Source organism: Streptomyces sp. NPDC050504, from assembly GCF_044458065.1.
Taxonomy (GTDB): domain Bacteria; phylum Actinomycetota; class Actinomycetes; order Streptomycetales; family Streptomycetaceae; genus Streptomyces.
Window position 1 is genome coordinate 216761 of sequence record NZ_JBITHO010000010.1, and the last position, 21993, is coordinate 238753.

General features: G+C 71.9%; 11 protein-coding genes, 1 tRNA gene and 1 pseudogene. 10 read left to right on the top strand and 3 right to left on the bottom strand.

Annotated features, from left to right (window positions below):
• The first annotated feature begins 269 nt into the window (after positions 1-269).
• The 8 genes from ACIBNE_RS32970 (at position 270) to ACIBNE_RS33005 (ending at position 13321) form a co-directional block, all read left to right on the top strand.
• Positions 270-929, top strand: a complete 660-nt coding sequence (locus ACIBNE_RS32970) for a small secreted protein (protein ID WP_399278153.1) — start codon at positions 270-272, stop codon at positions 927-929.
• Between the two features lie 178 nt (positions 930-1107).
• Positions 1108-2625, top strand: a complete 1518-nt coding sequence (locus tag ACIBNE_RS32975) for a methyltransferase (protein WP_399278155.1) — start codon at positions 1108-1110, stop codon at positions 2623-2625.
• Between the two features lie 600 nt (positions 2626-3225).
• Positions 3226-3423 carry a hypothetical protein gene (locus ACIBNE_RS32980; protein WP_399278157.1) on the top strand — a complete coding sequence of 66 codons (198 nt, stop codon included), beginning with the start codon at positions 3226-3228 and terminating at the stop codon, positions 3421-3423.
• Between the two features lie 348 nt (positions 3424-3771).
• The gene (gene topA, locus ACIBNE_RS32985; protein WP_399278160.1) at positions 3772-6612 is read left to right on the top strand and encodes a type I DNA topoisomerase; all 2841 of its coding nucleotides are present in this window, start codon (positions 3772-3774) and stop codon (positions 6610-6612) included.
• A gap of 168 nt (positions 6613-6780) precedes the next feature.
• Positions 6781-10128: a dTMP kinase gene (gene tmk, locus ACIBNE_RS32990; RefSeq protein ID WP_399278162.1), complete on the top strand. Its 3348-nt coding sequence runs from the start codon at positions 6781-6783 to the stop codon at positions 10126-10128.
• 61 nt (positions 10129-10189) lie between these two features.
• Positions 10190-11395, top strand: coding sequence for a DNA polymerase III subunit delta' (locus tag ACIBNE_RS32995; RefSeq protein WP_399278164.1), 1206 nt, complete (start codon positions 10190-10192; stop codon positions 11393-11395).
• 164 nt (positions 11396-11559) lie between these two features.
• Complete coding sequence (locus ACIBNE_RS33000) at positions 11560-13161, top strand: alpha/beta hydrolase (protein WP_399278165.1); 1602 nt, start codon at positions 11560-11562, stop codon at positions 13159-13161.
• A gap of 86 nt (positions 13162-13247) precedes the next feature.
• Positions 13248-13321 (top strand) — tRNA-Thr (locus ACIBNE_RS33005).
• A 415-nt stretch (positions 13322-13736) separates the two neighbouring features.
• Here ACIBNE_RS33005 and ACIBNE_RS33010 read toward each other — a convergent pair.
• Entirely contained in the window at positions 13737-16016 is a 2280-nt protein-coding gene (locus tag ACIBNE_RS33010; protein ID WP_399278166.1) for an NACHT domain-containing protein, read from the bottom strand.
• Positions 16017-16397: 381 nt separating this feature from the next.
• Positions 16398-16466, bottom strand: a pseudogene (locus tag ACIBNE_RS33015) (YdcF family protein); the annotation flags it as partial.
• 146 nt (positions 16467-16612) lie between these two features.
• Between ACIBNE_RS33015 and ACIBNE_RS33020 the strand changes: the two are divergent.
• On the top strand, positions 16613-17686 hold the full coding sequence (locus ACIBNE_RS33020) for a hypothetical protein (RefSeq protein WP_399278168.1): 1074 nt from the start codon (positions 16613-16615) through the stop codon (positions 17684-17686).
• Positions 17687-17783: 97 nt separating this feature from the next.
• Here ACIBNE_RS33020 and ACIBNE_RS33025 read toward each other — a convergent pair whose 3' ends face one another.
• Positions 17784-18599, bottom strand: a complete 816-nt coding sequence (locus ACIBNE_RS33025) for a class I SAM-dependent methyltransferase (RefSeq protein ID WP_399278170.1) — start codon at positions 18597-18599, stop codon at positions 17784-17786.
• A gap of 215 nt (positions 18600-18814) precedes the next feature.
• Between ACIBNE_RS33025 and ACIBNE_RS33030 the strand changes: the two genes are divergently transcribed.
• Positions 18815-21916 (top strand): BTAD domain-containing putative transcriptional regulator, encoded by a 3102-nt coding sequence (locus tag ACIBNE_RS33030; protein WP_399278172.1) that lies wholly within the window; start codon positions 18815-18817, stop codon positions 21914-21916.
• Positions 21917-21993 lie beyond the last annotated feature (77 nt).

A 21993-nucleotide genomic window follows, 5' to 3' on the forward strand; every position in this document is an offset into this window, starting at 1 on the left:
CGGGGGCTTTGGGGGGGCGGGGCCCGGGGGGGGGGGGCGCGGGGGGGGGGGGGGGGGGGGGGGGGGGGGGGGGCCCCGCCCGGGGGGGGGGGGGGGGGGTTGTTTGCCCCCCCCCCCCCCCCCTTCCGTGCCCGAAGAGGCCCCTGGTGAGTCTTGTCTCTCTTGGTGCAAATGGCTTCAATGGCGTACGAATGGGGCGGGCGGCACACGGGCGTCGCCCGCTCGGCGTGTATGTTCCGGGGCCGAGAGCCTCGGAAGGGACCGATCCGGTGAACAAGAAGCTTGCGGCCGCACTGTCCAGCGGTGCGGTACTCGTACTGGCGCTGACGGGCTGCAGTGACGACGGCGACGACGGCAAGAAGGTGGACGACTGGGCGGGCAAGTTCTGCGGCCAGGCCCAGCCCCAGCTGCAGAAGATCGCCGACGCCAACGCCGCCATCAAGCAGCAGACGGACGACAACAGCAAGCCGGCGGAGGTCCAGAAGACGGACTCGGCGGCCTTCCAGCAGATGTCGGACGCCTACAAGGCGCTCGGCGCCGCCGTCCAGGACGCGGGCGCCCCGCCCGTCGACAGCGGCGAGAAGACCCAGAAGGAGGCGGTCGCCGAGCTGAACGCCTCCTCGGTCGCGTACGCCAACCTCAAGAAGAAGGTCGACGCGCTCGACGCGACCGACCAGGCGAAGTTCGCCCAGGGCCTCAAGGGCGTCGCCATCGAGCTCGGCAAGATCGGCGACAACAGCGACGCCGCGCTGAAGAAGCTGGAGGCGGGCGAGGTCGGCAAGGCGATGGGCAAGCAGCCCGGCTGCCAGAAGAAGACGCCGTCCCTGCCCCCGGAGAACTCCGCGCCCGCCGCGTCCCAGAAGCCCTCGGCGCCCGCGAAGCCCGCGACGAAGCCCTCGGACGGCGCGTCGGCCAAGGAAACCGAGTAGGCGCACGGCCGAGCGCGCGGGCGGGCAGAAGGCCGGGCGGGCGGGCACTCGGCCGACCCCGCACAGCCGGACAGCCGCACAGCCGTACGGGGCAGTTGGCCCCTCGCCGAAGGCCCGGCGCCCCGATCGGGGCGCCGGGCCTTCGGCGTTTGTCAGTGGCAGCGTCCACAATGGACGGGTGAGTACCACCAGCCTTCCCGCGCCCGACCTCGCGCCCCGCCTCCGCGAGGCCCTGCTCGCCGCCGCCTTCACCGCCGACGGCCTGCTCGACCTGCTCGGCGCGCCCGCGTACGCCGCGCTCGCCCGCAGCGAGACCGTGCCCGCCCTGCGCGCCACCCGGGGCGCGTCGCCGCTGGAGACGCTGGTGCGCCTCTTCCTGCTCCAGCGCTCCGTGCCGGCCGACCGTGCCGCCGCCGTGCTCCCGCTCGACGCGTGCCTGGACGGCGGCTGGCTGGTCCGGGAGGAGACGGGCGGCGCGACGGGCCACGCGGTGCGCGCCGCGGTCGACGTGCGGCCCTACGGCGGCCCCGAGGGCCAGGACTGGTTCATCGTCTCGGACCTGGGACTCGCCGTCGGCGGTGCGGGCGGCGCGAGCGGCCACGACGAGGGCGTGGTGCTGGGCGTCGGCGGCGCGTCCACCACGCTCGCCGGAATCACCGTCAGGACACCCGTGGAATCGGCCCTGGACGTCGGTACGGGCTCCGGGATCCAAGCGCTGCACGCCGCGCAGCACGCGACGCGCGTGACGGCCACGGACCTCAACCCCCGCGCGCTGGAGTTCACCCGGCTGACCCTCGCGCTCTCCGGGGCGCCCGCCGCCGAGCTGTACGAGGGCTCCCTCTTCGAGCCCGTCGAGGGACACACGTACGACCTCGTCGTCTCCAACCCGCCCTTCGTGATCTCGCCCGGCGCCCGGCTGACCTACCGGGACGGCGGCATGGGCGGCGACGACCTGTGCCGCGCGCTGGTGCGCGGCGCGGGCGAGGTGCTCAACGAGGGGGGTTACGCCCACTTCCTGGCCAACTGGCAGCACGTGGAGGGCGAGGACTGGCAGGAGCGGCTGCGCTCCTGGGTGCCGCGCGGCTGCGACGCCTGGATCGTGCAGCGCGAGGTGCAGGACGTCGCGCAGTACGCCGAGCTGTGGCTGCGCGACGCGGGCGACCACCGGGCGGGACCCGAGGAGTACGCCGCACGGTACGAGGCGTGGCTGGACGAGTTCGAGGCACGCGGGACCAGGTCCGTCGGGTTCGGGTGGATCACGCTGCGCAGGTCGGCCGCCGCGGTGGACGATCCCTCGGTCGTCGTGGAGGAGTGGCCGCACCCGGTCGAGCAGCCGCTCGGCGACCAGGTGCGGGCGCACTTCGCGCGCCAGGACTACCTGCGGGAGCACGACGACGCGGCGCTGCTCGCGGCCCGCTTCAAGCTCGCCGACGAGGTCGTGCAGGAGCAGGTCGGCCTGCCGGGCGCCGACGACCCGGAGCACGTGGTGCTGCGGCAGAACCGCGGGATGCGCAGGGCGACCCGGGTGGACTCGGTCGCGGCCGGTTTCGCGGGCGTCTGTGACGGGACGCTGGCGGCCGGTCAGATCCTGGACGCCATCGCGCAGTTGCTCGACGAGGACCCGGTGGTGCTGCGCGACCGCACTCCCGCGGCGATCCGGCTGCTGGTGGAGGAGGGCTTCCTGACGCCCGCGTGAGGGGAGCGGCGGGTGCTAAAGAGGGGGACACGGGGGCCGGAGGGGCCTGTGTGACAGCCGGTGTCCCGCACGCCGGGGCGGTTGACGGGCCGGTCGACGGGCCGGTCGCCGGATCGGACGCCGGGCTGGACGCCGGGCTGGACGCCGGGCTGGACGCCGGACCGGCCACCGGGCGGTCACGGCGGGGTCGTGCCGCGCGGTCCGCCGTCCGCAGCGTGAAACCGGCCAATATTCCACTCGTTCCGGACACCTCGGGCGCATCGGGACGGCCTGCGGCCGGGCGATGGCCGGGCGGTGGCCGGATGACGGCCGGGCGACGGGCACGTACGCCTCCGGCAGCCGTTCCGCGTACGCCTCCCCGGCCCCGTACAGGGCCCGTACGCCCCCTGCGGACCCGTACGGCCGCGGCGCTCCCAAACCCGTCACGGGCGAGAACGGCCGACCCGGCGCAACGCGGAGGGTGAACCCGCGCGTCGTTCACCCGCAGTTCGCGCCCACGACGCCCGAAGGTGCCAGCCTCACGTTTCCGGGAAGCCTTCCGGCGGAGCCGGGGCGCCAGGGCCCCGGCGGCACCGGGGGCGCGGAGGAACGGGGAACCGGATGGAGAGCGGGCCCGCGGTCTTCGCCGGAACGGCGTTCGCGCTGTTCGGCGCGGCACTGCTGCTGTGGACAGGGGCGCGTGTGCGCCACCGCGCGCCGGTCGCACACGGAGTGAGCCCCGCAGTGTCCATCGCGTTCGCGACGGTCTTCGGCGTGGGGTTCCTCGCGCTCGGTGTGTGGTGCTTCGGCCGGATCTGACGCGGCCGCGCCGCCGCCGCTCCGGGGCGGCGGCGGGCCCCGGGCGGAACTCCGGGTGGAACTCCCGGCGGATGCCCGGCGGAAAACCGCAGGCGGGAAGCGGCCGGGCGGGGCGTCCCGGGTCGGCCGGGCGGCGCGTCCCGCGCGGGGGGCGGGAGTCCGGGCGGCAGGAATGGCGGAAGTCGGGTTACCGTTCGAGTGGCCGTTGCGGGCTTTTGCCGTTTGACACGGGGGCGGGTTGTACCGTCACACTCCGCAGCGACAGCAGCGTCAACCACGCCAGCGGTGCAGCCGTACAGCGGTACCGCCGTACTGACCACCGAGCGCCGACCGGAGAGAAGAGCGAAGTTGTCCCCGACCAGCGAGACCGCACAGGGCGGCCGCCGACTCGTCATCGTCGAGTCCCCTGCCAAGGCGAAGACGATCAAGGGGTACCTCGGCCCCGGATACGTCGTCGAGGCGAGCGTCGGGCACATCCGCGACCTCCCGAACGGCGCCGCCGAGGTGCCCGACAAGTACACCGGTGAGGTGCGCCGCCTCGGCGTCGACGTCGAACACGACTTCCAGCCCATCTACGTCGTCAACGCCGACAAGAAGGCCCAGGTCAAGAAGCTCAAGGACCTGCTGGCCGAGTCCGACGAACTCTTCCTCGCCACCGATGAGGACCGCGAGGGCGAAGCCATCGCGTGGCACCTCCAGGAAGTCCTGAAGCCCAAGGTCCCCGTCCACCGGATGGTCTTCCACGAGATCACCAAGGACGCGATCAGGGCCGCCGTCGCCTCCCCGCGCGAGCTGAACCAGCGCATGGTCGACGCCCAGGAGACCCGCCGCATCCTCGACCGGCTGTACGGCTACGAGGTCTCGCCGGTCCTGTGGAAGAAGGTCATGCCCCGGCTGTCGGCCGGGCGCGTCCAGTCCGTGGCCACCCGGCTCGTCGTCGAGCGCGAGCGCGAGCGCATCGCCTTCCGTTCCGCCGAGTACTGGGACCTGACCGGCACCTTCGGCACCGGTCGCAAGGGCGACGCGTCCGACCCCTCCACGCTCGTCGCACGGTTGGCCACGGTCGACGGCCGCCGCGTCGCACAGGGCCGTGACTTCGGCTCGGACGGCCGGCTCAAGAGCGACCAGGTGCTGCACCTGGACGAGGCGAACGCCCGTGCGCTCGCCGCCGCGCTCGCCGAGACGTCCTTCGCGGTCAGGTCCGTCGAGTCCAAGCCGTACCGCCGCTCGCCCTACGCCCCGTTCCGTACGACCACCCTCCAGCAGGAGGCGTCGCGCAAGCTGGGCTTCGGCGCCAAAGCGACGATGCAGGTCGCGCAGAAGCTGTACGAGAACGGCTTCATCACCTACATGCGTACGGACTCCACGACGCTCTCCGACACGGCGGTCGCCGCGGCCCGCGCGCAGGTCACGCAGCTGTACGGCGCCGACTACCTGCCGGACAAGCCGCGCACGTACGCCGGGAAGGTCAAGAACGCGCAGGAGGCGCACGAGGCGATCCGCCCCTCGGGTGATCGTTTCCGCACCCCGGCCGAGACCGGCCTGAGCGGCGACCAGTTCCGGCTGTACGAGCTGATCTGGAAGCGGACCGTCGCCTCCCAGATGAAGGACGCGGTCGGCAACTCGGTCACCGTCAGGATCGGCGGCAGGGCGAGCGACGGCCGGGACGCCGAGTTCACCGCGTCCGGCAAGACCATCACCTTCCACGGCTTCATGAAGGCCTACGTGGAGGGCGCCGACGACCCCAACGCCGAGCTGGACGACCGCGAGCGCAGGCTGCCGCAGGTCGCCGAGGGCGACCCGCTGGGCGTCGAGGAGATCTCGGTCGACGGGCACGCCACCAAGCCGCCCGCCCGCTACACCGAGGCCTCGCTGGTCAAGGAGCTGGAAGAGCGCGAGATCGGCCGCCCGTCGACGTACGCGTCGATCATCGGCACGATCCTGGACCGCGGGTACGTCTTCAAGAAGGGCACGGCCCTCGTGCCGTCCTTCCTGAGCTTCGCCGTGGTCAACCTGCTGGAGAAGCACTTCGGCCGACTCGTCGACTACGACTTCACCGCCAAGATGGAGGACGACCTCGACGCCATCGCGCGCGGCGAGGCCCAGTCCGTGCCGTGGCTCAGGCGCTTCTACTTCGGCGAGGCCGCGGGCGACGGGGCCGGAGCGGGCGCCGCGTCCGCCGCGGGCAACGGCGACGGCGACCACCTCGGCGGGCTCAAGGAGCTGGTGACCGACCTGGGCGCGATCGACGCCCGGGAGATCTCCTCCTTCCCGGTCGGCGACGGCATCGTGCTGCGCGTCGGACGGTACGGCCCCTACATCGAGCGCGGCGAGAAGGGCGCGGACGGCCACCAGCGCGCCGACGTGCCCGAGGACCTGGCGCCCGACGAGCTGTCCGTGGAGTACGCGGAGGAGCTGCTCGCCAAGCCGAGCGGCGACTTCGAGCTGGGCAAGGACCCGGAGAGCGGCAACCAGATCGTCGCCAAGGACGGGCGCTACGGCCCGTACGTCACCGAGGTGCTGCCCGAGGGCACTCCGAAGACCGGCAAGAACGCGGTGAAGCCGCGGACCGCCTCCCTCTTCAAGTCGATGTCCCTGGACACGGTCACCCTCCAGGACGCGCTGCGCCTCATGTCGCTGCCGCGCGTGGTCGGCGCGGACGCGGAGGGCGTGGAGATCACCGCGCAGAACGGCCGCTACGGCCCCTACCTCAAGAAGGGCACCGACTCCCGGTCCCTGACGGAGGAGGAGCAGCTCTTCACGATCACGCTGGAAGAGGCGCTGGCGATCTACGCCCAGCCCAAGCAGCGCGGGCGCGCGGCCGCGAAGCCGCCGCTGAAGGAGCTGGGCACCGACCCGGTGAGCGAGCGGCCCGTCGTCGTGAAGGACGGCCGCTTCGGCCCGTACGTCACGGACGGCGAGACGAACGCGACGCTGCGGACCGGCGACAGCGTGGAGGAGATCACGCCGGAGCGCGGGTACGAGCTCCTGGCGGAGAAGCGGGCCAAGGGGCCCGCGAAGAAGACCGCCAAGAAGGCCGTGAAGAAGGCGCCCGCCAAGAAGGCCACGGCGAAGAAGGCGACGGCCACGGCCGGGGCGGCGAAGAAGACGGCCGCGAAGAAGACCGTGGCCAAGAAGGCGCCCGCGAAGAAGGCCGCCGCGAAGAAGACCGCGGCGCCGGAGGAGTAGGAGTCCCGGGCCCCGGGGGGGGTGCCGTTCCGCCCGCGGCGGGCCGGCCCCTCCGGGGAAGGGAAGCCCCGTGCGGCGGCCCGCCCGCCCGCGCTTCCGGTGGCACCCCCGGCAGCGATCTTCAGGCGGCCACCTCGGTGTGTCGGAGCCTGCGGATAGGCTGGGCGGATGACGCGCGTCACCGAGGAGCCAGAGGAGCCAAAGGTCGTGAGCCCCACCTCCGACACCCCAGACACCTCAAACCCCCTTGTCGCGGACTCGCGCGAGCGAGCCGTCCGGGCCCTGCTGCGCGTACCCACGCTCAGGCGGTTGTGGAGTGCCCAGCTCACCGGCGGCGTCGGCGACGCCCTCGGGCTGCTGGTGCTGCTCCTGCTGACGCTGGAGGCGGCCGTGGGGGAGGCCACCTTCGGCACGGGCTACCGGGGGGCCGCCCTCGCGGTCGCCGCGGTGTTCGGCGCCCGTGCCGTCGCCGGGCTGCTCTTCGGAGCCGTACTCCTGGGACCGCTCACCGCGCTCGTCGGCCCCGGCGGCGCCAGGACGGACGCCAAGACCGGCGCCAGGACGGATGCCAAGACCGGCTCCAAGACCGGCGCCACGGCTGGCACCAAGACCGGCATCAGGACGCTCGACCGGCGCTGGACCATGATCGGGGCGGACGGGCTGCGGCTCGCGCTCCTCGTGGTCGCGCCGCTGTGGATCACCTGGACCCCGGCGAACGCACCGCTCGTCCTCCTCGTCACCGTCTTCGTCGCGGCCGCCGCCGACCGCGTGTGGACCGTCGCCAAGGACAGCGCGGCCCCCGCCCTGCTGCCCGCCCCGCCGCTGGAGGGCGCCGCGGTCCGCCCGCTGCCCGACCACCTCGGGGCGCTGCGCCGCCTCTCGCTGCGCACGGACTTCCTGGCGATCCCCGCCGCTGCCGCCGCCCTGCTGGTCACCACTTTGATCGCACAGGCGCTCGGCATCGGCGTCGACTGGTTCGACCAGCACCAGGCTGCCCTCGGGGCGTACACCGCGGCCGGACTGTTCGCCGCTTCCGTATCCGTCCTGTACTTCATCGAGCTGCCCGACTCGGCCACCCCGCGCCCCCGCTCCCCGCTGGAGGGCCTGCGCCGCCCGTCCACGGGGACGGGCCCCGACAAGGGCCGCACCGGATCCGTACCGCTGATCGTGCTCGCCTGCGGCGCCGTCACCGGTGCCGTCGCGGCCGCGGCGGCCGTCTCCGTGCTGCACGCCGCCGACCTCGGCGGCGGTCCCGCGACGTTCGCGCTGCTGGTCCTCGGCCTCGTCGGCGGTACGGGTCTGGGGATCCGCACCGCGCAGAAGGTGCTGCCCGGACTCTCGCGCCGCCGCCTGCTCGCGCTCGCCGTCGCCACGACGGGCGTCGCCCTGCTCGCCGCGGGCCTGGTGCCCGACACGGCGACCGTGCTGATGCTCGCCCTCCTCGCCGGATACGCGGCCGGGGTCGCGGCCAACACCGGGCACACCCTGATCGACCAGGAGACCGAGGAGTTCCGGCAGGCCCGCACCACCGAGCACCTCCAGGCCGTGGCCCGGCTCGCCCTGGCCGTCGGCGCGATCGGCGCCCCGCTGCTCGCCGCCGCGATCGGCACGCCCGAGCTGTCGGTCGGCGAGCGGGTGCTCGCGCACGGCGGCGCGGCGTTCACGCTGATGCTGGTCGGCGCGCTGCTGCTGCCCGTCGCCGTGATAGTCCTCGCCAAGACCGACGACCGGGCGGGCGTTCCGCTCGGCCGGGACCTGCGCGACGCCCTGCGCGGCGCCGAGCCGTCCGTCGCGCCCGCCGCGACCGGCTTCTTCATCGCCCTGGAGGGCGGCGACGGGGCGGGCAAGTCCACCCAGGTGGAGGCCCTCGCGGAGTGGATAAGGGCCAAGGGCCACGAGGTCGTCGTCACCCGCGAGCCGGGCGCGACGCCCGTCGGCAAGCGGCTGCGGTCGATCCTGCTGGACGTCAGCAGCGCGGGCCTGTCCAACCGCGCGGAGGCGCTGCTGTACGCCGCCGACCGCGCCGAGCACGTCGACTCGGTGGTGCGGCCCGCGCTGGAGCGCGGCGCGATCGTCATCTCCGACCGGTACATCGACTCGTCCGTCGCCTACCAGGGCGCGGGGCGCGACCTGTCGCCGACCGAGATCGCGCGGATCTCCCGGTGGGCGACCAGCGGCCTCGTACCGCATCTGACCGTCCTGCTCGACGTGTCGCCCGAGACCGCGCGGGAACGGTTCACCGAGGCGCCCGACCGCCTCGAATCGGAGCCCATGGAGTTCCACCAGCGGGTGCGTTCCGGCTTCCTGACGCTGGCCTCCGCGGACCCGGCCCGCTACCTCGTGGTGGACGCCGGGCAGGAGCCCGCCGCCATCACGACCGTCGTGCGGCACCGGCTCGACCAGATGCTGCCGCTCTCCGAGGCCGAGATCAAGGCCCGGGAGGAGGCGCGGAAGGCCGCCGAGGAGGAGGCCCGCAGGAAGGCCGAGGAAGAGGCCGCCCGCAAGGCCGAGGAGGAGCGCCTGGAGCGCGAGCGCCAGGAACAGCTCGCCAAGCTGCGCGCCGAGGAGGAGGAGCGCAAGCGCCGCGAGGAGGAAGAGGCGCGGCGCCGCGAGGCCGAGCGCCAGGCCGAGGAGGCCAGGCAGCGGGCCGAGGAGGCGCGCCGCCTCGCCGAGGAGGAGCGGGTCCGCAGGGAGGCCGAGGCCAAGGCGGCGGCCGAGGAGCAGGAGCGGCGCCGCAAGCAGGCCGAGGAGGAGGCGCGGCTGCGCGCGGAGGCCGAGGAGCGGCGGCTGGAGAAGCAGCGGAAGGCCGAGGAGGCGCTGCTGCGGGCGGAGGAGGCGCGGCGCCTGGCCGCTGCCGCCTCGGCCGCCGCGACGGCTGCCGCCGAGGCCGAGGCGGTGAAGGCGGCGGAGGCCGCGGCTGCCGCGAAGGCGCGGGCGGCGAAGGCCGCGGAGGCCGCGGAGGCGCGGGCCGCGGAGGCGCGGGCTTCGGCTTCGGCGTCCGTGGCGGACGCGGTGCCCGGCCGTTCGGACGCGGTGTCTGACAACGAGGTCACCGTGCCGACGCCGGTGATCACGCAGGCGGACCTGGACAGGCGGGCGGCCGAGAAGGCGGCCGGGGGTACGGCTCAGGCTCCTGCCCCGGCTTCGACCGCTGCCCCGGCTTCGGCTCCGGCGGACTCCGAGGAGACGACCGTGCTGCCGCAGGTGCGGGACGTCGAGGAGACGGCCGTCCTGCCGCCCGTACGGGACGTTCCGGTACGGGACGCGGATCCGACCGACCGGGTGCCGCGCGGCATCTTCCGCGACGAGGCGCAGGCCGCGCCCGCGCGGTCGCTCGGGGACGAGCGCACCCGTGAGCTGCCCCAGGTCGGCCCCGACGGCACCCCGCGCCGCCGCTCCGACTGGGCGGAGGAGACCCCGCTGGACGATCTGCCGACGCTGGCGGACGAGCTGCTGGGCCCGCACGGGGACGACGACACCGAGGGACGCGGCGGCCGGGGCGGTCGCAGGCGCTGAGCGCCCGGGGCCCCGTCCGGTGCGGGAGGGGGTTGTCAGTCCCCTCCCGCACAATGGGGCCATGACCGTTTGGGACGACCTGGTCGGCCAGGACCACGTGCAGGAGCAGCTGGGCGCCGCCGCCCGGGACGCCGACGCGCTGGTGACGGCCGCCGCGCAGCGCACAGCCCCGCCCGAGGCGTCGAAGATGACGCACGCGTGGCTGTTCACGGGGCCGCCGGGCTCCGGCCGGGTCGCCGCCGCCCGCGCCTTCGCCGCCGCGCTCCAGTGCGTCAGCCCCGACCGAGCGCTGGGCGGTGCCCCCGGCTGCGGCTTCTGCGACGGCTGTCACACGGCGCTGATCGGCACGCACGCCGACGTCTCCACGGTGGCCGCGGTGGGCACGCAGATCCTCGCCGAGGACATGCGGGACACGGTCCGCAAGTCGTTCACGTCGCCCGCCAACGGCCGTTGGCAGATCATCCTCGTCGAGGACGCCGAGCGGCTGAACGAGAAGTCGGGCAACGCCGTGCTGAAGGCCGTCGAGGAGCCCGCGCCGCGCACGGTCTGGCTGCTCTGCGCGCCCTCCATCGAGGACGTGCTGCCCACGATCCGCTCCCGCTGCCGTCAGCTGACCCTGCGGACGCCCCCCGTGGAAGCCGTCGCCGACCTCCTCGTCCGGCGCGACGGCATTGATCCGCAGACCGCGGCGGCCGTGTCCCGCGCGACCCAGGGCCACATCGACCGGGCGCGCCGCCTCGCCACGGACGAACGGGCCCGCGCGCGCCGGACGGCCGTGCTGAAGGTGCCGCTGCGCGTCGAGGACGTCGGGGGCTGTCTGAAGGCCGCGCAGGAGCTGGTCGACGCCTCGGCGGAGGACGCCAAGGAGATTGCCGAGGAGGTCGACGCCAAGGAGACGGAGGAGCTCAAGACGGCGCTCGGCGCGGCGGCCGGGGGCCGGATGCCGCGCGGCACTGCGGGCATCATGAAGGACCTGGAGGACAAGCAGAAGCGCCGCAAGACGCGTGCGCAGCGCGACAGCCTGGACCTCGCGCTCACCGACCTGACCGGCTTCTACCGCGACGTCCTGGCGCTCCAGCTCGGCTCGGCGCGCGGCCTGGCCAACGAGGACGTGCGGGACGCGCTGGAGCGCGTCGCCCGGTCCTCGACCCCGGAGCGGACGCTGCGCAGGATCGAGGCGGTCATCGCGTGCCGCGGCACCCTGGACCGGAACGTGGCGCCGCTGCTGGCGGTGGAGGCGATGACGATGGCGCTGCGCGAGGGCTGAGGCGGCCTTCCGGGGCGGGTGCGGTTCGGGGGCGTACGCCCGTGCCCCGTATCCAACCCTGCCCCGTACGTCCGTACGCCCGCGTCCCGAACGGGCGGGGGCGGCCTCACCCGTACGAGCGCAGGGGGCGGCACCATCCGTCACCGCGCGACTACGCTCCGAGGATGGACTCCAGGCGACTGCTCCGCACTTCCGCGACCGTGCTGGCCACGGCGGGCCTGCTGCTCTCCGGCTGTACGGGAGGCAGTTCGCCGTCCAACGCGAGTACGGGGGCGAGTACCGGGGCGGGCGTCGGAGCGAGCCCGAGAGCGGCGGGCACGGCGGCCTCCGCGTCCGAGTCCGCGTCCGCAGTCGTCCCCGACGGCCTGAGGCCGTACTACGAGCAGCGGCTGACCTGGCGGGCGTGCGGCGTGTCCGGCTTCGAGTGCGCCACGATGAAGGCGCCGCTGGACTACGCGGAGCCCGGGAGCGGCGACATCGAGCTGGCCGTCTCGCGGAAGAAGGCGACGGGCCCGGGGCAGCGGATCGGCTCGCTGCTGGTCAACCCGGGCGGCCCCGGCGGCTCGGCGGTCGGCTACCTCCAGGGGTACGCGGCGCTGGGGTACCCGGCGCCGGTCAGGGCGCGGTACGACATGGTGGCCGTCGACCCGCGCGGGGTGGCCCGCAGCGAACCCGTCGAATGCCTGTCGGGCAAGGAGATGGACGCGTACACGCAGGTGGACCAGACGCCGGACGACGCGGCGGAGCGGCGGGCGCTGGTGGCGTCGTTCCAGAAGTTCGCGGCGGGCTGCGAGAAGCGGTCGGCGAAGGTGCTGCCGCACGTCTCGACGGTCGAGGCGGCGCGTGACATGGACGTCCTGCGGGCGCTGCTGGGGGACGCGAAGCTGCACTACGTGGGCGCGTCGTACGGCACCTTCCTGGGGGCCACGTACGCCGACCTCTTCCCGTTCCGGGTGGGCCGCCTGGTCCTGGACGGGGCGATGGACCCCTCGCTCCCGGCGGTCGAGATGAACCGGGACCAGACGGCGGGCTTCGAGACGGCGTTCCGGTCGTTCGCGGCGGACTGCGTGAAGCAGCCGGACTGCCCGCTCGGCACGGAGTCGCCCGCGGGCGCGGCGCGCCGCATGGAGGCGTTCTTCAAGGCGCTGGACGCGAAGCCGGTCCGTACGGGCGAGGCGCGGCGGCTGACCGAGTCCCTGGCGACGACGGGCGTCATCGCGGCGATGTACGACGAGGCGGCGTGGCCGCAGCTGCGCACCGCGCTGGCGGCCGCGCGGGGCGGCGACGGGGCGGGCCTGCTGATGCTGGCGGACCAGTACTACGAGCGCGACGCGGAGGGCGAGTACGCCAACCTGATGTACGCGAACGCGGCGGTGAACTGCCTGGACCTCCCGCCGGCCTTCAAGACCCCCGAGGACGCGGAGGCGGCGCTCCCCTCGTTCCGCGAGGCGTCCCCGGTCTTCGGCGAGGGCCTGGCCTGGGCGTCCCTGAACTGCACGTACTGGCCGGTCCCCGCGACGGGCGCCCCGCACCGCACGGAGGCCCGGGGCGCGGCGCCGATCGTGGTGGTCGGCACGACCCGCGACCCGGCGACCCCGTACAAGTGGGCGAAGGCCCTGGCGTCCCAGCTCGCGTCGGGCACCCTGCTCACCTACGACGGCGACGGCCACACGGCGTACGGCAGGGGCAGCGACTGCGTGGACACGGCGATCAACACCTACCTCCTGGAGGGCACGCCCCCGACGGACGGGAAGCGCTGCGGCTGACCTGCGGGGAGGGTGGTCGGGGGCACTCCAGAAACTGTGTAGACTTGGCCACGCTGCTGATCGCACCATGTGTGAACGGGCAGCGCGCCGCCTTAGCTCAGTTGGCCAGAGCAACGCACTCGTAATGCGTAGGTCTCGGGTTCGAATCCCGAAGGCGGCTCAGAGAAACCCTAGATCAGATGTTTCTGATCTAGGGTTTTCTGTTGTCCGGGGTCGGTGGGTTCGGGATGATGACGACCTCGGCAGGTGTATACGGACCCGCGTGAGCCCAGCGGTGCGGGAAACCCCTCTGGGGTCGAGCCGTGCTGTTGCCTCTGCGGCCTCGTACGCGACCTTCCGGTGGAACCGACCGAGTAGATGTCGCGAGTGGTCGGGGCATCACCGTGACCGAGTGTGTCGGACACGATCTTGATGCCCACGTTGGCCGCCAACATGAGGGTGGCAGCGGTCGTGCAGCCGGATCGGCGGCAGCCACACGCGTACGGCGGGTCCACGACCTGGAGTGGTCGTGGACCCGCCGGGGTGATCAAAGCCGAGCGCCGTCGAGCAGCGGTCAGCGATCCGAGGGGTGTGCCTTACTCAAGGATGCTGTCATCGCTCGACTGGGGGGCTTGGAGAATGCGCCGAACACGGCTCGCCATGCCGCGGACCGGAAGGTAGATGCGAGTATTACTTGATCGGGCGATGGTGACGAGACCCTCCCCGGTAAGCCGCTGAATCGCATCGGGAACGAGTTCCCGGTGCTTGGAATCGAGCCCGCGATAGAGAGCAGACTCCTTCCGCCCTGTGCCTCGTTGGGCGTAGATCTTCTTCAGTATCGTGAGTAGAACTTTGTTCAACGGTGTCGTCTTCAGGGCAAGGATGCCCTTGGCCGTCGACATCTGTGCGTCGAACTGCGCTACTTCGCAGTTTACGAAGCGGTCCCCTTGGAGGGCCGACCACCCAGCCACTCCTGTCATCTGTCCGATGAGGCAATTCTGGAAGTGCGGAGGTGTGTATCCCCCATGGTCGGTGAAGTCCAGTTCTTGGATCACGCAGTCGTGGAAGGCCAGCCAGTCGTAGCTCTCCGCATCGGCAGTCAGAGAGAAACTGCGGAGCTCGATCTCGTGGAGAGAGATCGGCGTGCGGGGAGCATCTCCAGGCCAGAGTCGCGTGGCTACTCGGGTGATGTCTGCGATGATGGCGTCCGAGACGCCGTTGCGTTGGAAGGCGCTGGCGGATGAGTAAGCCCGTCCCGCACTTGCAGACGTCTCCTGCTCCAGTCGCGTGGCGGCCACGTCAATGCCGACCTCGTCCAGACACGCAATGCTACCGGTCATTCCCAGCAGGGGATTTTCCGTGTTTGGTTCGAGGATGCAGGATACGACATCACCTGCACGCGCTGCGTCCGCGAGGGAGACGTCGACGAAACGTCGGGATCCGTCGACGCTATCCATGGCACCGAGACCAGGAAGCCGCTGTAGGAGCTGATAGGAACCCTCATCGGGGGCATAGCCGCACACAGACTGGAAGACCGAAGTCAGCTCTCCTTGCGAGATCGGTCCCAGCCCGTCCGTGGTGTGCCGGGCCTGGGTGGCTAGCCGTTCCAGAACCTTACGGATGGTGAACCCGTCTACACCCACCTCCATACTTGCTTCACGCTCGGCGATCCGGTCCAGCATCATGTGCCAGCCTTCACCCGAAGAGCGGCCGAACGTCCCTTCGATAGATGCCTGGAGGACATTGGACGAGCCCAAGTAGCTCAGGAGCAAGGGGCGTGAGGGGAGCCATTCTGGCAACGCATCGTGCCACCCATAGACATCGAGTATCTCCTTCACCTGCACCTCGGTCGGCTCTCCCGCCATCAGGAAAAGGGAGTCGGGGCGAGCGCCTAGTGCACTCCGCATCTCGATCTCGCTATCGAAGAAGTGCGACCGCCCAGTCAGAACGACGGAGGTCGAGCGACGTGACTCGTTGCAGAACCGCCGCACGAGTTCCACGGATCGGCGGCGAATATCACGCATTGCCGAGGTCTTGCCGATCCATCCGGGCGTTGCGATCTCGTCGAAGCCGTCCAGGATGAGCGTTACGTCGCCTGAGCGCCAGGCGCGTACCAGCTGCGAAGGTGCAGGGAATCCGATGGAACGGGCGTGGCGCTCCAGCGCCTCGACGGGAAGGATCTGCCCCTGGTGGTCGCGGAGATTAAGGAGGATGGGGAACGACCGGAAGGCGTTTATGCGGTGAGCCTTGGCCAAGCATTGGTGTAGCTCGCGGAGAAACATGCTCTTTCCGGCCCCGTAGTCGCCGTACAGAAGAACGGACTTGCCGCCTTTCACCTCTTGCGCTACGCGAGTGACCGAGAATGGCTGGCCGGTACCGCTCTCGACCGGGTCGACGGCGACGTACGGTTTGAGATCCGCGTGGTCGCCAGTACTTGGCTCTCGCGCGCTTCCGAAAGGGTAGGAGTTGCGCAGTTTGAGGTACTGCAAGGAGTCGACGAGCTGGCTCCGCAGCTGAGCGAAGCTGCAGGCGACAAGGGGTCCGTTGAACCCCTTGATCGCCATGCGTTGGTCGGCGGTGGGCTCCTCGCGTGTGACGAAGAAGCCCTTGATCGACTTGAAGGGGTGCTCGCGAGCCTTAACCAGGCACGCTTCATAGAGCTTCTTGCCGTCCTTCTCCGCCTTGTCCTTTCGCCGGGAGACCGTGCACTCGACGATCACAACCGAATCCGGTCCTACGAAGACGCCATCACGCTCGGCGGTGCCGATGTAGGTGGAGCCTTGAAACTGGTTCTCCGGGGCGAAGAGTGCGCGGGAGATCCGCAGTACTTCGGCCTCGAACTCCGATTCCTCTTGCTGCTTCTCATCTGCTGGCAACGAGCCCCCTCCGATGTGTGTCTGGCATCACATCATAGGAGTGGGGTGGAAGGCGATCACGCCCGTCCCCGTGGCCAGCCTCCTTCGCGCGGACGAGAGCAACCCGGTGCAGGTACCTATTGATCTTGAACTAATGAAGTCGTCGAGGTGAGTGACAGCCCGGTCCGGGCGAGGCGTTCATCGGTGAGGTGGGAGCGGTACTGGATCTTCCTCCTGCCGTGGCGGATGGTCAGGATGAGGTGCTCGGGTGTGGTGAAGGCGGTGTCGGAGGGCCAGCCGCGCCATAGTAGCGACCGGATGTCTACGACTGGGCTGAGGTCGAGTGCGCAGGAGGGCGGCTCGTAGACGGCGAGCCAGTAGCAGATTGCGGTAGTCGGTCCAGGCGGTGGCACCGAGGTCATGCTTGTCCAGGCCGATGGCTGCTGAGCAGGGTCGGACCTCGTGTCCCATCTGGTGATATCGCCAGATAGGCGTTCGGCTGGCCAGGGGCACGCGGTGGGCACATCTCGCTCTCGTTGGGTGCCGCAGGAGGGGCTTTTCCTCAGGATTTAGGTGGGGCTGGAAGTGAGTCCTGCGACGTAAATAGGATCGCCTTCGTGACAGGAAAAGTGATAGGCAAGGGGCCCCTGCGCGGGTATCTGCTGGAAGAAGTTCTGGCCTGGATGTTGAGGTCCAGCGGCTTCGAAGTCCTTACGCACAGGGATGACCACGACAAAGATCCGTGGAAAGTGCTGAAGGAGGACAAAAATGGACTGTTGGTGCGTGGGCGTGGAGCGTGGCATCAGGTGGACGCCCTCGGGCAGTTTCGGTACGTTCCGCCGTTCTCCTTGCCCGTCAGGCTGTTCGTCGAGGCGAAATACCTGACATCGGCGCCTGTTGGGTTGCCCACAGTACGCAACGGTCATGGTGTGATCCACGATGTGAACGAGGGTGAGACCACGACGCTCGCGCCCCTGGGGCCGAATCGGCCCAGGACTCGATATCGCTACAACTATGCGATCTTCTCGACGTCCGGATTCAGCAAGGAAGCGCAGGATTATGCGCTGGCGCATCAGATATCCCTGATCGACCTTTCTGTGCCGGATTTCGCGGTACTCAGGAATCTGGTGCGGAGAACGGCGGACGCCATTCACGCGGCGCTAGAAGTCACGCCTGCCGCGCAGCGGCCGAAGGTGTACGCGATGCGGCAGTATCTCCGGGGTCCTCTGCTGGACATGTACACCGACGACGTGGTTCTGGCGGAGGTCTTCCGCGGGCCGCTCGACCACTTGGCGAGTGCGTTGCGCAGCCGGTCGAAGCTCGGGCTCGTCCTTGCCTTTCCTGCGGCCCCGTTCGTGCTGGGACTGGCTTCGCAAGACCTGTACGGGTTCGTCGACTATGCGCGAATCCACCCCACGCATGCGGTGCGCCTCCGCCGAATCGGTCAAGCGGCGTCGCACCCGGTCTGGGAGCTTCGGTCGGCTGAGCACCCGGACGTGTACGTGTTGAGGTTCGGGCTGCCCGAACGTGTGGAGAAGTGGGTGGCAGAACAGGACGAAGGTATCTCCTCGCGAGCCCGGTACGTGAAGAGGAGCATGCTCTCGGCCATGACCCTGTACTGGATGGACGGGGACCACACGCAGACGTTCCAGCTCTTGTACGAGCCGGGTGAACTCCGCTCGGCCGACTGAGCCTTGTGGCAGCAGTGAGATGTGAAGCCCCGGGCCGGGGGTGTTCGGCCTGGGGCTTTGGGTGGGGTGTTCTGGTGCTCGGGTCTCTGGGGTGGTTTTAGGGGTTTGTGGCTTGGGCCAGTAGGGCTTTGTGGGGGAGGTGGAGGGTTTGGGGTGGGGTTAAGTGGGGGGTGGATAGTGACTTGTAGTGGGATTTGATCTTTGCGCGGATCTCCGGGGGCTGGGACGTGATGGTCTGGCCGATCGTGGCCACTCCCGCTGCCGGGCCGCTCCACCACTCGTCCAGGGTCGTTTCGTGGTCCCAGTGCAGGGTGGTGCAGGTGGCGTCGGGGAGGTTCGTGGAACGGAGGAGGGTGGTAAGTCCCTTTTCGGTCCTGGGGAATTCGGCTTCCGGAGGGAGAGACGGCAGGTCCGGGGGCGGGGTTGCTCCCGCCGCGCGGACCGCTCGCGGCAGCAGGGTCTGGCCGGCCGCCGCGGGGGCGGCCCAGATGGTCAGGGCCAGGCGGCCGCCCGGGCGGGTCACGCGGCGCAGTTCGGACAGGGCCGCTCGGGGATCGCCCACGTGGTTGAGGACGAAGTTGGCCGTCACCGCGTCGAACCGGCCGCTCTCGAAGGGGAGGTCGGGGAGTGCCGCCAGGTGTACCGCTGTCGCGGGGACCGACTTGGCCGTCAGGGCGACCATGCTCGGTTCCGCGTCCACCGCCGTGACCTCCGCGCCCCTGGCATGTGCGGCCAGGGCGACCGTGCCGGTCCCGGTGCCCACGTCCAGGAGCCGGGTGCCCTCCCGTACGCCCGCCGCGTCCAGCAGGAGCGGGATCGGGTGGGCGCAGAGCCTGGCGAAGCCGCTCGCGTAGGCCGCCGCCTTGCCCGCCCACTTCCGGCGCTCGGACTCGTCGAATGCTGTGCTGGTCATGTGTGCCTCCGGACGTGACGAGATCCCCGGCCACTCAGCGATGACCGGGGACCTCTCTGTCCCCGAATCCGGCCGTCACGGCGACACTCCCCCGAGTGTGGTGCGCCACGCCGAGCGCCGGCGGCCGGACTCGATGGGGTGATCGAAACAGTTCGCGCCAACAGATCGCTAACATGTGGCCAACGCTGTTGGGAGGGGCCTACGGGGAGGCATCCATGCGGTTCGGGATGCTTGGTCCTCTGACCTTGCACGATGCGGCCGGTCGGCCCGTTCCGCCGGGGAGCGGCAAGGTGCGCGCGCTGCTTGGCGCGCTGCTGGTGCGGCCGAATACCGTCGTTCCCGTCGACGCGCTCACGGCCGCGCTGTGGGGCGACCGGCCGCCCGCGTCCGCGCGTTCCTCCCTCCACAACCACGTCACCCGGCTCCGCCGCCTCCTCGCCGAGGACGGGCGGCTGCGGGCCGAGGACCCCGGCTATCTGCTCCGCGTCGAGCCCGGCGAGCTGGACAGCGAGGTCTTCGAGGAGTCGCTGCGCGCTGCGCGCGACGCGCGTGCCCGCGGCGACTGGGCCGCGCTCGACGCGCACACGGGCGCGGCGCTCGCGCTGTGGCGCGGGACGCCGCTGGACGGGGTGCTCGACGCGTCCGCGTCCGACAGTCGGCAGCCCTTCGTGCGGCGGCTGACCGAGGCCAGGATGCTGGTACTGGAATGGCGGTACGAGGCGCAGCTGCACCTGGAGCGGTACGACGGGACGCTCGTCGAACTCGCGGCGCTGGTCGCCGAGTTCCCGCTGCGCGAGGTGTTCCACCGGCAGCTGATGCTGGTCCTGCACCGCAGCGGGCGGCAGGCCGAGGCGCTCGACGTCTACCAGGCGCTGCGCCGCACCCTCGTCGAGGAACTGGGCGTCGATCCCGGTCCCGCGGTCCGCGCGGCGTACGCGGAGGTGCTGCGGGGCGGGGGCGAGGAGGGCCCGGGAGGTGTTGGGGACTCGGGGGGTGTTGGGGACTCGGGAGGTGGTGAGGGTCGGGGAGGCTCGGAGGGCCCGGGACGCTCGGGAGGCCCCGGACGCTCGGGACGCTCGGAGGGCGTGGGGAGTGGGGAGGGGGCTGGGGGCGGTGGGGTCGAATCCGGCCGTGAGCCGAGCGGCGTCGGCCGTCCGGCCGCCCCCGCTCCCCGTACCGCATCCGGCCGCCCCGCCCAGCTCCCGCCGCCTCCCGGACACTTCACCGGCCGGGCTCCGCAGGTCGCCGCCCTCCGAGCCGCCCTCCTCGGCGGATCCGCCGCGGCCCCCGCCGCGCCCCGGGTCGCCGTGCTCAGCGGCATGCCCGGCGTCGGGAAGAGCGCACTGGCCCTGCACGTCGCGCACTTCCTGCGCGACCGCTTCCCCGACGGGCAGCTCTACGTCCATCTGCACGGCGCGACCCCCGGCATGGCCCCCCTCGCCCCCGCGCACGCCCTCGCCGCGCTGCTGCGCGACCTCGGGACCGATCCCCGGCACGTCCCCGAGGAGCCCGAAGCCGCCGCCGCCCTGCTGCGCTCGCTGCTCGCGCCCACGCGCACCCTCCTCGTCCTCGACGACGCCGCGTCCGCCGCGCAGGTGCGGCCCCTGCTGCCCGCGGGCGACGGGTGCGCCGTCGTCGTCACCAGCCGCTCCCCGCTCGCCACGCTCGACGGTGCCGTCCGCGTGGCGCTCGGGCCGCTCTCCGACACGGAGAGCGCCGGGCTGCTGCGGTCCCTGTCCGGGCGCGAACTCGGCGACAGCGGGCGCCTCGTCGAGCTGTGCGGGCGCCTGCCGCTCGCGCTGCGGGTCGTCGCCGCGCGCCTCGCCGCCCGTGCCGCGCTCACCCCCGACGCGCTCGCCGGGCTGCTGGACGCCGAGGACGGGCGCCTCGACCACCTGGAGTACGACGACCTGAGCGTGCGCCGCTCCCTGGCCGTCGCCCACGACGGGCTCGGCCCCGACGCCGCTCTCGCGCTGCGCCGTCTGGGGGCCGTCGACCTCGCCGCGTACGAGACGCCCGTCGTCGCCCGGCTCATGGGCACCGACGAGCGCCGCGCGGCCGCCGCGCTCGACCGGCTCGTCGGCGTGGCCCTGCTGGAGGAGGTCGCCTACGGGCGGTACGTCCCGCACGACCTCGTACGGGACTTCGCGAGGGAACTGGCCGGCACGCAGGACTCCCCAGGGCAGCGCGCCGCCGCCGTCGACAGGACGCTGCGGTGGTACGGGGAGTGCGCGCGGCAGGCGTCGCTCACGGTCCTCCCGCCGGGCCCCGAAGGGGAGTTCAAGGTGCCCCCGCCCCTCGGTGACGCCCCGCCCTTCGGTTCGGAGGAGGAGGCGGCGGCCTGGGTCGAGCGGGAGCGGGAGACCCTCGTCGCGCTCACCGAGCGGTACGCGAAGCCGGGGGCGGTGGCGGGCCCGGCGGAGGCGGACGCCCGGAGCGTCGTGCTGCGACTCGTCCGCGCCTGCACCCCGTACCTCCAGAGCCGCGGCCGGTTCCAGGAACTGCGCCACCTCAACGAGCTTGCGGTCGACGCCGCGCGGGCCGCCGGAGACCCGGCCGCCGAGGCGCACGCCTGCCACGGCCTCGCGGGAGCGCACTTCCTGTCCGGTCGGCTTGAGGCGGCGCTCGCACTCAACGACGTGGCCGTCGAGCTGTGGCGCACGCTCGGCGAGGACCGGCGCGTCCAACGCGGCCTGAGCAACCGCGGCATGATCCTCGAACGGCTCGACAGGCGGCAGGAGGCCACCGAGGCACTGGAGGGCGCCCTGGAGTACACGCGGCGGCTCGCCGATCCGCACGGCGAGGCGATCACACTGAGCCACCTGGGCAACCTCCGCGAGCATTCCGACGCGCGCGCCGCGCTCGACTGCCACGAGCGAAGCCGTGCCCTCGGCGTACGGCTGGGGAGCACGATGTTGCAGTACGTCGGGCACTGCAACATCGGCTACGCCCACCTCAAGCTCGGCGAACCCCGGGCCGCCCTGCCGCACTTCGACGAGAGCCTGCGGCTGCTCGGGGACGACGGCGACTGGCACGCCCAGGCGCAGTCCCGCATCGGGCGCGTGCGGTCCCTGCGCGAGCTGGGCCTGACGGACGACGCGGAGCGCGAGTGCGCGCTCGTCCTGCACCGGGCCGAACAGCGCGGCGACGCGAGGAGCGTGGGCCTCGGACGCATCCAGCGCGGGCTGCTGGCACGGGCCCGCGGGCGGGAGGAAGAGGCGCGGGCGCAGTGGCGTGCGGCGCTGGCCGTGCTGGAGGAGGCCGGTGTGGAGGAGGAAGAGACCTCTGTGGCGAGGGAGTTGCTGGCGGCGCCCTGAGGAAGGGCGGAAGTCCTCCTTGGTTCCACGTGAAACATTCCGCGCCGCCCGTCGCGTCGAAGGGGTGTGGGACGAGG

Bases quoted from the DNA above. Each gene is read 5' to 3' on its own strand.
- ACIBNE_RS32980 (WP_399278157.1), top strand. From the start codon at position 3,226: ATGGAGAGCGGGCCCGCGGTCTTCGCCGGAACGGCGTTCGCGCTGTTC.
- tmk (WP_399278162.1), top strand. From the start codon at position 6,781: ATGACGCGCGTCACCGAGGAGCCAGAGGAGCCAAAGGTCGTGAGCCCC.
- ACIBNE_RS32995 (WP_399278164.1), top strand. From the start codon at position 10,190: ATGACCGTTTGGGACGACCTGGTCGGCCAGGACCACGTGCAGGAGCAG.
- ACIBNE_RS33000 (WP_399278165.1), top strand. From the start codon at position 11,560: ATGGACTCCAGGCGACTGCTCCGCACTTCCGCGACCGTGCTGGCCACG.
- ACIBNE_RS33025 (WP_399278170.1), bottom strand. From the start codon at position 18,599: ATGACCAGCACAGCATTCGACGAGTCCGAGCGCCGGAAGTGGGCGGGC.
- ACIBNE_RS33030 (WP_399278172.1), top strand. From the start codon at position 18,815: ATGCGGTTCGGGATGCTTGGTCCTCTGACCTTGCACGATGCGGCCGGT.